Here is a 10,895-nt window from a genome sequence, read left to right on the forward strand (position 1 = left end):
ATAGTTTCGCGTTCTCCCGCAATAGGCGGCGAGATTTTTATATTCAGGAGCTCATGCGAATGTATGCGGTCATAAAAACCGGCGGCAAGCAGTACAAAGTTGTCGTTGGTGAAAAACTCAAAGTAGAACAGATACCTGCAGACGTCGACAGCCAGATCGTACTTGAAGAAGTGCTGATGATTGCTGACGGTGAACAGGTTGTTGTAGGCGCCCCGATGATTGCCGGCGCCACTGTTAAGGCCACCGTTGTTTCCCACGGTCGTGGCGACAAGATCCGCATCTTCAAGATGCGTCGTCGCAAGCACTACCAGAAACATCAGGGTCATCGTCAAAACTTCACCGAAATCCGCATCGACGCGATTTCGAAGTAAGGATAAACAGTCATGGCACACAAAAAAGCAGGCGGTAGCTCCCGCAACGGTCGTGACTCCGAAGCCAAACGCCTGGGCGTTAAGGTTTACGGCAGCGAACTGATTCCGGCAGGTTCCATCATCGTGCGTCAGCGCGGCACCCGCTTCCACGCAGGTGAAAACGTTGGCCAGGGCAAGGATCACACCTTGTTCGCCAAGGTTGACGGCTATGTTGAATTCACCATCAAAGGTGCAATGAAGCGCAAGTTCGTTAATGTGGTTCCGTACACCGGCGTAGACGGCGAATAATTTTTCGCTTTCTAGTGACCGAGAAAGCCCTATCCTGCGATAGGGCTTTTTTTATACCGAGGGGCAAGGCGTGAGGGTTGAAGCGTGTCAATCCTGACCCCTGACTCCTCGCCAGACAGAGGTTGAAAACATGAAGTTTATTGATGAAGCCCGCATTGAAGTGTTCGCGGGCCGCGGCGGCAACGGCGTGGCTAGTTTCCGCCGCGAGAAGTTCGTTCCCTTCGGCGGCCCGGACGGCGGCGACGGCGGCAAGGGCGGTAGCGTGTACGCGGTGGCGGATGAAAACGTCAACACCTTGGTGGAATTCCGTTTCGTTAAGAAATACCTGGCGGAACACGGCGAGCGCGGTCGCGGCGCTGATTGCTACGGCAAGGGCGGCGACGATATCGAACTGAAAATGCCGGTGGGCACGGTGATTACCGACCACGACACGGGTGAGCTGGTGGCGGATCTGACCCACCACGGCCAGCGCGTCATGATTGCGCGCGGCGGCAAGGGCGGCCTGGGCAACATCCATTTCAAATCCTCCACCAACCGCGCGCCGCGTCAATGCACGCCGGGCGAGCAGGGCGAACAGCGCACCTTGAAGCTGGAGCTGAAGGTGCTGGCGGACGTGGGCCTGCTGGGCATGCCCAACGCGGGCAAGTCCACCTTCATCCGCGCGGTGTCGGCGGCGCGTCCCAAGGTGGCGGACTACCCGTTCACCACGCTGCACCCCAATTTGGGCGTGGTGCGGATGGACGATACGCGGAGCTTTGTGATTGCCGATATTCCGGGGCTGATTGAAGGCGCGGCGGAAGGCGCCGGCTTGGGCCACCGCTTCCTCAAGCATTTGCAGCGCACGGGCCTGCTGTTGCACGTGGTGGATGTGGCCCCGTTTGACCCGGATGTTGATCCGGTGCGCGAGGCGCGCGCCATCGTTGAGGAATTGAAGAAGTACGACGAGGAGCTGCACGGCAAGCCGCGCTGGCTGGTATTGAACAAGGTGGATATGCTGCCTCCGGACGAGCGCGAGCTGACGGTGTCCGCCTTCCTTAAAGCCTATGGCTGGCCGGAAGAGCAGCCGGACGACCGTTTCGGCTTCGATATCAAGGCGCCGCGCGTGTTCAGCATCTCCGCGTTGAACCACGAAGGCACCCGCGAGCTGACTTTCGCCATCATGTCCTACCTGGATGTGGTGCGCGCCGAGCAGCGCAAGCTGGCGGACGAGGCGCAGCAGCAAGCCGCCGCCGCGCGCCAAACCGTGATTACCCCGGATGCGGCTATGCATCAGGATACGGCTGAAGAATAAACGGCTTCCTGCCATCTCCGGTAAGCAAAAGGCCAGTCGCGAGACTGGCCTTTTTCATTTCATCCCATAGCCGCGGGCGTGGAGTCGTCGTGTCGCGCACCAGAACAACAGCGCCAGCAGGCTGACGGCTGCGCCCAGTCCGCAAACGGCTTGCCAGCCGGCACGGGCGTAGGTCGCGGTGGCACTTATGGCGCCCAGCCCGCTGCCCAGCGCGTAGAACAGCATGTAAAGGCCGACCAGCCGGCCATGCGCTTCGGGGCGGGAGCGGAAAATCAGGCTCTGGTTGGTCACGTGCAGCGCCTGGCCCCCCGGGTCCAGTAGCAGGATGCCGACCAGCAGGGCGGCCAGCGATTGCTGCATCAGCGACAGCGGCCACCAGGCTAGCAGCAGCAGCGCCAGCGCCGCCGCGCTGGTGCGTTGACCCTGCCCGCGGTCGGCCCACTGTCCGGCGCGCGCGGCAGCCAGCGCGCCAAGCGCGCCCACCAGGCCAAAGGCGCCGATGGCGGTATGGGAATAGTTGTGCGGCGGTGCGCTCAAGGGCAGCACCAGCGCGCTCCAGAAGATATTGAAGGCCGCGAACATCAGCAGCGCCAGCATGCCGCGCACTTGCAGCGCCCTCTCGCGTCGCAGCAAGGTCAACATGGAGGCAAGCAGCGTTGGGTAGCGCATCGCGTTCGCGGAGGGAGCCAGCGCGGGCAGCCGCCGCCACAGGGGCAGCGCCAGCACGAGCATCAGCGCTGCAGCGCAGAGATAAACGCCGCGCCAGCCGGCCAGATCGCTGACGGCGCCGGCGAACACCCGCGCCAGCAGCAGGCCGATGAAGACGCCGCTTTGCGCCGCGCCAACGACGCGCCCTTGCTCATGGGGCGCGGCGGCGCTGGCCGCGTAGGCGATCAGCCCCTGCGTCATTGCCGTGCCCAGCAAGCCCACCGCTAACACGCCGGCCAGCAGCGCGGGCGCGGAGCGCGCCATGGCGACGGCTGTCAGCGCGGCCACCAGCGCCAGCAGTTGCGCCGCCATCAGGCGGCGGCGTTCCAGCAGGTCGCCTAGCGGCACCAGCAGCAGCAAGGCCAGCGCGCAGCCGATTTGAGTGGCTGTGACCACGCCGCCCACCGTCGCCTGGCGGATGGCGAAATCCCGAGCCAGCGCATCCAGCAAGGGTTGAGCGTAATAGACGTTGGCCACGCTCAAGCCGCTGGCGGCGGCGAACAGCCATACCAGGCTGGCGGGCATGTCCACTGCCTGGGCGGGCGGCGACTTGCGCAGCGGCGGGGAGAGAGGGGCAAGCGCGGCTTTCATGATCCCGGTTCCGTTCAATGTAGTTGCAAAATGAAACTGATTGAATGCTAGGGCACCCAGTTTTAAAATGCAACTAATTGATCCATTCACCGCAAACTCAAGGAGAGGCCATGCCGCGCCGCAAGATCATGAACCCGCAGCCGTGTCCGGTGGCGCGTGGCGTCGACATCGTTGGGGACCGCTGGTCGCTGCTGATCGTGCGCGATGCCTTCGACGGTGTGCGCCGTTTTGGCGATTTCCAGCGCAGCCTGGGCGTGGCCCGCAACATCCTGTCGGACCGGCTGCGCAAGCTGGTGGACGCCGAAGTGCTTGCCACTCAGGCGGCTTCGGACGGCAGCGCTTATCAGGAGTATGTATTGACAGCCAAGGGAGAAAGCCTGTTTGCGGTGGTGCTGGCCTTGCGCCAGTGGGGCGAACGGTATTTGTTTGAACCTGGCGAGCCTCATTCGCTGCTGATCGACAAGGGCAGCGGGCAGCCCGTGCCCTTGATGTGGCCCAAGACCCAGGACGGGGCGGCACTGCTGCCCGCCGCCACGGAAGTCCGGAAGTTGACGTGAGTGGATTCCCTGGCGGGCCGCCTCTGCGTATGCAAGTCTCAGGCATGGCCTGTCGTCCTGTTCCCATCCCGCATTCTGGTGTTCTGCCCGGCACCGGCACGCGCGCGCCGATTGTTTGTTCTTATAAATACTTTTTCATGTCCAGGTACACCCATTCCGATACCAAGCGTTACTTGTGTGGGTGCTTGGTTGTTGTATTTTGTCCTCAACAGACCGCGAATTTGCCGAATCTCTGAAATACCAAGTCATTAATTTTTTCTGATGACATGACGTAAGCTTAGATGAGATCGGCATTGGCAGCGGGCAGCGGAGACGGTATAGACAAATTGCTCTATTTATATAACATGAACCGCTCAGCCCCTTGCGGAGCTGGAGCAAATCTAGAGGGCAAAAGCCCCAAGCGCTTTATCTTGTGAAATACCTATGCCCGGCCGTCGGCCCGGGGTTTTCACCGTTGGCTGTAGATGAAGTCTATGAGGAGAAGCAAATGAAGAAAGCATTGGCTGTGATGGCTTTGGGTCTGATGACCGCGTCTATCGGAGCATGGGCCAAGGATTGGAAGGAAGTCCGCTTCGGGGTGGACGCCAGTTACGCGCCGTTTGAATCCAAAGCGGCCAATGGCCAGCTAGTGGGTTTCGACATCGATCTGGGCAATGAAATCTGTAAGCGCCTGAAAGCCAAGTGCGTGTGGGTGGAAAATGATTTCGACGGCATGATCCCGGCCTTGAAAGCCAAGAAATTCGACGGCGTGCTGTCTTCTATGTCGATGACCGAGGCCCGGATGAAGGAAATCAACTTCTCCGCCAAATTGTTCAACACTCCTACCCGCATGGTGGCCAAGACCGGTTCCGGCCTGTTGCCCACCCCGGCTTCGCTGAAGGGCAAGCGCGTGGGCGTGGAGCAGGGCACCATTCAGGAAGCCTACGCCAAGAAACACTGGGCGCCGGCCGGTGTGGAAGTCGTGCCTTACCAGAACCAGACCCAAGTACTGTCCGACCTGACGGCCGGCCGTCTGGACGCTTCGCTGCAAGACGCGGTGCAGGCCGAAGAAGGCTTCCTGAAGAAGCCGGAAGGCAAGGGCTTCGCTTTTGCCGGCAAAGAACTGGTGGACCCGCAAACCCTGGGCGAAGGCGCCGCCATCGGTCTACGCAAGGAAGACAAGGAACTGAAGGCCGACATCGACAAAGCCATCGCCGGCATGCTCAAAGACGGCACCTATAAGAAGATTGAGAAGAGATATTTCAACTTCGACGTTTACGGCAAGTAAACCGTAAGAGCCTGTTCAGGGCCGTATTGCCGTTGTGCGGCAGGCTTTGAACCGGTTCTTGTAAGCCGCCGACAAGACCGTTGCATTGGAACCCGCAGCGCCTCCGTGGCCGGAGTTGGCCATCCGTTTTGTCGGCGGCTCGTCTTTTGCGCAAGTCAGGAACGGCCCGACGCCCACCGTCGCCGCTCCTGAAAGGGGATGAGCATGTTTTTGTATGGATTTGGTTCCATTATCTGGGACGGCACGCTGGTGACGCTGGAGCTGGCGGTGCTGTCCTTGCTGCTGGCCTTCCTCATCGGCCTCATCGGGGCCGGGGCCAAGCTGTCCAGCAATCCCTTGCTGAGCGGCGTGTCCACGCTGTACACCACCTTGATCCGCGGCGTGCCGGACTTGGTGCTGATGCTGCTGATTTTTTACAGCCTGCAGATCGGCATCAACCATCTTACCGAATGGCAAGGTATGGAACGGATTGATCTCAATCCCTTCGTGTCCGGCGTGGTGACCTTGGGTTTTATCTATGGCGCCTACTTTACCGAAACGCTGCGCGGCGCCTTCATCTCCGTGCCCAAGGGCCAGCTGGAGGCGGGCACCGCTTACGGCATGAGCCACTGGCAGGTGTTTTCCCGCGTCCAGTTTCCGCAGATGATGCGTTTCGCGTTGCCCGGCATTTCCAATAACTGGCAGGTGATGCTAAAAGCCACCGCCCTGGTGTCCATCATCGGCCTGACCGACGTGGTTAAAGTGTCGATAGACGCCGGCAAGAGCACTTACAAAGTGTTCTTCTTCACCTTGGTGGCCGGGGCGATCTACCTGCTGCTCACCACGGTGTCCAACTTCGTGCTGATGTGGCTGGAGCGCCGTTATTCCATGGGCGTGCGGGAGGCCGAGCTATGATTGACATCATTCAACAATATTGGCGTCCCTTCCTGTGGTCGGACGGCTACCATCTCTCCGGCCTCGCCGTCACCATGTGGCTGCTGGTGCTGTCCATCGCCTTCGGCTTTGTCGTGTCCATCCCGCTGGCGGTGGCGCGGGTATCCAAGGTCAAGTGGCTGGCGCGCAGCGTCTGGTTCTACACCTATGTGTTCCGCGGCACGCCGCTCTATGTGCAGCTGCTGTTCTTCTACACCGGCATGTACAGCCTGGACGCGGTGCGCGAGGTGGGTTTCCTCAACCACTTCTTCCGCGAGGGTTACAACTGCACCATCCTGGCGTTCGCGCTCAACACCTGCGCTTACACCACCGAGATCTTCGCCGGCGCGATCAAGGCCACCCCTTACGGCGAGATTGAGGCAGGGCGGGCTTACGGCATGAGCAAATTCACCCTTTACCGCCGGGTGATCATTCCGTCCGCGCTGCGCCGCGCGCTGCCGGCGTACAGCAATGAAGTGATCCTGATGCTGCACGCCACTACCGTGGCTTTTACCGCCACCGTGCCGGACGTGCTGAAAGTGGCGCGGGACGTCAACGCCGCCACCTACGACTCCTTCAACGCCTTCGGTCTGGCCGCCCTGATCTATCTGGGCGTCACCTTCGTCCTGGTGGGCCTGTTCCGCAAGGCCGAGACCAGATGGCTGGCCTATTTGCAGCCGGCGAAAACCTGAGAAACGGATTAAGAAGATGGACAAGCTGAATATCCAGAACATTCACAAGAGCTATGGCAGCCACGAGGTGCTCAAAGGCGTTTCGCTGACGGCCAAGGCCGGCGACGTGATCAGCATCATCGGCTCGTCAGGCTCCGGCAAAAGCACTTTTCTGCGTTGCATCAACTTCCTGGAAAAACCGAACCAGGGCAGCATCAGCCTCAATGGCGAGCCCATCCGCCTGGCCACCACCAAGAACGGCGAATTGACGCCGGCGGACCAGAAGCAGCTGCAGGGCATGCGCACCAAGCTGGCCATGGTGTTTCAGCACTTCAATCTGTGGGCGCACATGACGGTGCTGGAGAACGTGATCGAAGCGCCGGTGCACGTGTTGGGGATTTCCAAGGAGGAGGCCACCCAGCGCGCGATCAAATACCTGCGCAAGGTGGGCCTGGACGAGCGCGCCCAAGATAAATATCCGGCGCACTTGTCAGGCGGCCAGCAACAACGGGTGGCGATAGCGCGCGCGTTGGCGATGGAGCCGGAGGTCATGCTGTTTGACGAGCCCACCTCGGCGCTGGACCCGGAACTGGTGGGCGAGGTGCTGAAAGTGATGCAGGCGCTGGCCGAGGAAGGCCGCACCATGATCGTGGTCACCCACGAGATGGGCTTCGCCCGCAATGTGTCCAACCACGTGATGTTCCTGCACCAGGGGCGGGTGGAGGAGGAGGGCTGCCCGGACGAGGTGTTCGGCAACACCAAGAGCGAGAGGCTGAAGGCTTTCTTGTCCGGCAGCCTGAAGTGATCTGAGTCTTACCCTGCTCAAGGGGGATACGGCCCGCCGGCGCATCATGACCGGCGGGTTCGTTGTATTCAGGGTTGTGGATAAATCAGAAAAACGGGAAAGGCTGTGGATAAGTCTGACGGGCTATTGGGGATGGTCGGCGCGGAACAGCGTCCACTCTTCCACTGTGCGGCCGTCCGGCAACTGGCATAGCGAGTACTCATTGCCCTGAGCGTCTTTTTGCGGCAACAGCTTGCCGCCTTTTTCCACGCAATACACCGAGGCCGGATTGGCCATGCCCACCGCCGGTCGCTCCGGGGCCTTGGTCTGGCTGCAGGCGCTCAGGCTCAGCAGCGCGGCGGCGCAAATCAAGATTCTCATGCGGTTTCCTTTCAGGGTCAGGCTGACAACAGCTTGCCGGATTTAAAGGCCTCGCGGCTGGCTACCTTGGCCAGCGACAGGCCGGTGGTGGTGTAAGTGCGGGCGCTGGTGGCGTACAACATGCCCGGGCGGTTGGCGCGGATCTCACTGCAGCGGTCGCTGATCGGGTCGATTACCTCGGCCAGCAGTTCGCCGCTGTCCACCTCGCTGCCCGGCTGGGCGTGATACACCACCACGCCAGCGTGCGGCGCGTACAGGTTTTCCGAACCGGCCAGCGGTGTGGCGGGGAAGGGCAGTTCCGGCAGCGGCGGCGCGGCTTCGGCGATGACGCCGCGGTGGCGCAGGAAGTTGAGGATGCCTTCCGCGTCCTGGCGCGCGTAATCGTGATGGACGTCGCTTTCTCCGCGCAGTTCCACCGTTACCGCCAGGCAGGCCATGTCGATCTGCGCGTCCAGGCCTTCAGCCGTCGCCAGATCGCGCAGCTGCCACCACAGCTGGCTGCAGGCTTCATCGAAGGGATGGTCGCCGGAGTCGGTGGCCAGCAGGGTGGCGCAAGCGCCCAGATAGCGAGACAGCGGCTCGCACTGTTCCCATAGCGGAGTGCCGGTGTACAGGTGCAGGCCGGCGCGGCAGTCGCAGTGCAGGTCCAGCACCACGTCGGCGTCGAAGGCCAGCTTCATCAGCGTGTGGCGCAGCGACTGCAGCTCGCTGTCGGCACGTAGCGCGCCCAATTGCTGGCGCGCCTCCGCGCGGATCAAGGCGGTATTGGCCTTGCCGTCGCGGCCCAGCTGCCCTTTCACCGCCTCGAAAATCGTTTCGGACAGCACCGGGTAATAGCGGTTGAAGTTCTGGCCGCTTTGCAGATCGAAACGCCCCAGCAGCTTCTCGCTTTGGTTCTGGTTCAGGCCGATGGGGTTGGCCACCGGCACCAGGATCACCTCGCCGCGCAGCAGGCCGGCGGCGTCCAGCCGCTGCAGGCCTTGCTTCAAGTGCCAGGCGGTCAGCATGCCGGGCAATTCGTCGGCGTGAAGGCTGGCCTGGATATAGATTTTCTGGCCGCTCTGCGGCACGCCGAAATGGAAGCTAGTCAGATCGCGCTGGCTGCCCAGACTGGGTGACAGCAAGGGCTGGCGGTGGGTGTACATGGGTTCTCCTCTTACGGTGTGCGGCTGGGTTGTGGAATCTTATTCCAAACCTGCCCACGCAAGATAGGGCCGCCGCGCCGAGATGCGTTGACGAACGACCATGCCCCCCGGACAATCATGGCTTTTGCCATTCCACGCCCGCGCGCGTGGTGGAGTGCCCTTGGATTCTCTCTCCGACTTCTTCCAGCCCGGCATCGAGCCCGCCTCCTTGCAGGCGGTGTCGCGCCTGACCGGCGCCTGGCCTTATCTCGCCGTCTTCGTCACCCTGTTCCGCGGCGGAGACGAAGAAGTGCTGATGCGGCTGCTGGTGTTGCGGGAACTGGGCGGCCGCGCAGAAGCGCCGCTATGGACGCCGCAGGAAATCGCCCAGCGTTTCGCCTATCTGAACGACACCAAGCTGGCCACCATTCTGGGACGGCTGCGCGAAGGCGGCCTGCTGGTTTATGACAGCGACAGCGGGGTCTACCAGCTGTCCGAAGGCGCGCGCGTCGCGCTGGCGGCGCTGGCCACCATGGTGGATTTTGCCGGGGACGATGTGGAGCTGGGCTATCTGACCAGCCAAGTGGCCGCCGGCCAGGCGGTGGGCCAGGTATCCGACGAGGCGCTCAAACACCTGCTGGCGCGCTTGAACGAACTGTACGCGGAATTCGAGGAAGCGCTGGAGTCGCAATCCGAATTCCGTATCCGCGCCGCTCAGCACCGCTTGGAAGCGGTGTGGCGCTGGGTGGCCAAATCCACCGAAGTGGTCAAGAGCCTGACCCAGGACGACAGCCTCAGCCTGCTGGTGTTGAACCAGGCGCAAGCCATCGCGCTGGCGCAAAGCCGCATGCTGGCGCTGGCCGGCACGTTTGAGCGCCGGCTGGCGCAATTGGCCGCGCAGCGCGTGCACCTGGGCGGCTCCGGCCTCACCTCCACCGACATCGCGGACTGGCTGCGCCGCATGGCGGCAGGCCAGCTGGCGCACAAGCTGGACGCCTGTCTGTCCATTGCCCCCGAGCCAGCCTTCCTGTCCACGCCGGAGTTGGCCGATGTGGCCGAATTCGAACTGCTGGCGCGTGAGCGCGCCAAGGCCGGCTCCATGACGCTGCCGGGTGGCGAAGCCGCGCCGCTGGCCGACGCGCCGGAAATGGAGCGCTTGCTGGAGGCCGAGGCGATGTACGACGCCTTGCTGGAGCTGGGCATGTCCGGCGCGGCCGACGCCCACATCAGCCAGGCGGTGCTGGCCGACAGTTACAACGAAACCGCCTACCGGCTGTCGTTGCTGTCCTTGATTGGCGATCCGGAAACCAGCAACGACCAAAGCATCGTCGCCGCGCTGGCCAAGCTGCCGTTCAGCCTGCAAGGCGGCGAGCGCGTGATCGAGCCGGACCACCCGGAAGTGGCGTCGCTGTCGGATGCCAGGCTGGTGGCCAGTACGGTAACAAAACCATAACGGAGGCTCGCGGGATGAAAGACCTGCTGAATGGTTTGTCAGTCAGAGACTTACTGGGTTTGCATGGACAGATTCTCACTCGATTACGCGAAGCCAAGGTTCTACGTTCGGAGAACAATCCCACCGGCGATTACACGGAGTGGCTGCTGGCCAGCAAGCTTGGGTTGAGATTGGAGCCCAACTCGAGCAAGGGGTTTGATGCGGTCGATGCCAATGGAGAGCGTATCCAGATCAAGGGGCGAAGAGTCACGCCGCGCAATACATCCCGTCAACTGAGTGTTATTCGGCAATTAGAAGGGCAGCCGTTCGATTGGCTACTCGCAGTGATATTTGATGAGAACTGGGAAGTGCTTAGGGCGATGAAACTGCCCTGGGCCACGGTGAAGCAGTACTCAACTCGCCGAGAGCATGTAAATGGTCATGTGCTGATTTTGCGCGATCAATTGCTGGATGACCCTTCGATACAAGATATAACGGCTCAATTGAGCGAAGACTGA

At 61.7% G+C, this 10,895-nt stretch carries 13 protein-coding genes; 10 read left to right on the forward strand and 3 right to left on the reverse strand.

Annotated elements, in window-relative coordinates; all coding sequences use genetic code 11:
- Positions 1 to 59: 59 nt before the first annotated feature.
- From rplU to obgE, 3 genes are all read left to right on the forward strand, one after another.
- Positions 60 to 371: a 50S ribosomal protein L21 gene (rplU, locus tag ACUXV1_RS04165; protein WP_039753142.1), complete on the forward strand. Its 312-nt coding sequence runs from the start codon at positions 60 to 62 to the stop codon at positions 369 to 371.
- Between the two features lie 12 nt (positions 372 to 383).
- Positions 384 to 659 (forward strand): 50S ribosomal protein L27, encoded by a 276-nt coding sequence (rpmA, locus tag ACUXV1_RS04170; protein WP_043640972.1) that lies wholly within the window; start codon positions 384 to 386, stop codon positions 657 to 659.
- 130 nt (positions 660 to 789) lie between these two features.
- A complete protein-coding gene (gene obgE, locus ACUXV1_RS04175; RefSeq protein WP_081556583.1) occupies positions 790 to 1,950 on the forward strand; it encodes a GTPase ObgE in 1,161 nt (386 codons plus the stop codon).
- A 54-nt stretch (positions 1,951 to 2,004) separates the two neighbouring features.
- Here obgE and ACUXV1_RS04180 read toward each other — a convergent pair whose 3' ends face one another.
- Positions 2,005 to 3,249, reverse strand: a complete 1,245-nt coding sequence (locus ACUXV1_RS04180; RefSeq protein ID WP_446014551.1) for an MFS transporter — start codon at positions 3,247 to 3,249, stop codon at positions 2,005 to 2,007.
- A 110-nt stretch (positions 3,250 to 3,359) separates the two neighbouring features.
- On the opposite strand from ACUXV1_RS04180, the gene ACUXV1_RS04185 reads away from it, so the two are divergent.
- From ACUXV1_RS04185 to ACUXV1_RS04205, 5 genes are all read left to right on the forward strand, one after another.
- Positions 3,360 to 3,806, forward strand: a complete 447-nt coding sequence (locus ACUXV1_RS04185) for a winged helix-turn-helix transcriptional regulator (protein ID WP_446014550.1) — start codon at positions 3,360 to 3,362, stop codon at positions 3,804 to 3,806.
- A gap of 487 nt (positions 3,807 to 4,293) precedes the next feature.
- Entirely contained in the window at positions 4,294 to 5,073 is a 780-nt protein-coding gene (locus tag ACUXV1_RS04190) for an ABC transporter substrate-binding protein (protein WP_446014548.1), read from the forward strand.
- Between the two features lie 204 nt (positions 5,074 to 5,277).
- Positions 5,278 to 5,967 (forward strand): ABC transporter permease, encoded by a 690-nt coding sequence (locus ACUXV1_RS04195; protein WP_043641009.1) that lies wholly within the window; start codon positions 5,278 to 5,280, stop codon positions 5,965 to 5,967.
- The gene (locus ACUXV1_RS04200; RefSeq protein ID WP_019102446.1) at positions 5,964 to 6,677 is read left to right on the forward strand and encodes an ABC transporter permease; all 714 of its coding nucleotides are present in this window, start codon (positions 5,964 to 5,966) and stop codon (positions 6,675 to 6,677) included. Before ACUXV1_RS04195 ends, ACUXV1_RS04200 begins: the two co-directional genes overlap by 4 nt.
- Positions 6,678 to 6,693: 16 nt before the next feature.
- Positions 6,694 to 7,461 (forward strand): ABC transporter ATP-binding protein, encoded by a 768-nt coding sequence (locus ACUXV1_RS04205; RefSeq protein ID WP_043640987.1) that lies wholly within the window; start codon positions 6,694 to 6,696, stop codon positions 7,459 to 7,461.
- Between the two features lie 123 nt (positions 7,462 to 7,584).
- Here the strand turns inward: ACUXV1_RS04205 and ACUXV1_RS04210 are convergent, their stop codons facing one another.
- Positions 7,585 to 7,821, reverse strand: coding sequence for a putative hemolysin (locus ACUXV1_RS04210; RefSeq protein WP_203390772.1), 237 nt, complete (start codon positions 7,819 to 7,821; stop codon positions 7,585 to 7,587).
- 17 nt (positions 7,822 to 7,838) lie between these two features.
- Positions 7,839 to 8,966 carry a succinylglutamate desuccinylase/aspartoacylase family protein gene (locus tag ACUXV1_RS04215; RefSeq protein WP_043640993.1) on the reverse strand — a complete coding sequence of 376 codons (1,128 nt, stop codon included), beginning with the start codon at positions 8,964 to 8,966 and terminating at the stop codon, positions 7,839 to 7,841.
- Between the two features lie 154 nt (positions 8,967 to 9,120).
- Between ACUXV1_RS04215 and ACUXV1_RS04220 the strand changes: the two genes are divergently transcribed.
- Positions 9,121 to 10,398 carry a hypothetical protein gene (locus ACUXV1_RS04220; RefSeq protein ID WP_446014545.1) on the forward strand — a complete coding sequence of 426 codons (1,278 nt, stop codon included), beginning with the start codon at positions 9,121 to 9,123 and terminating at the stop codon, positions 10,396 to 10,398.
- A 14-nt stretch (positions 10,399 to 10,412) separates the two neighbouring features.
- Complete coding sequence (locus tag ACUXV1_RS04225) at positions 10,413 to 10,895, forward strand: DUF6998 domain-containing protein (protein WP_446014544.1); 483 nt, start codon at positions 10,413 to 10,415, stop codon at positions 10,893 to 10,895.

This window comes from Chromobacterium sp. W521 (assembly GCF_052805975.1).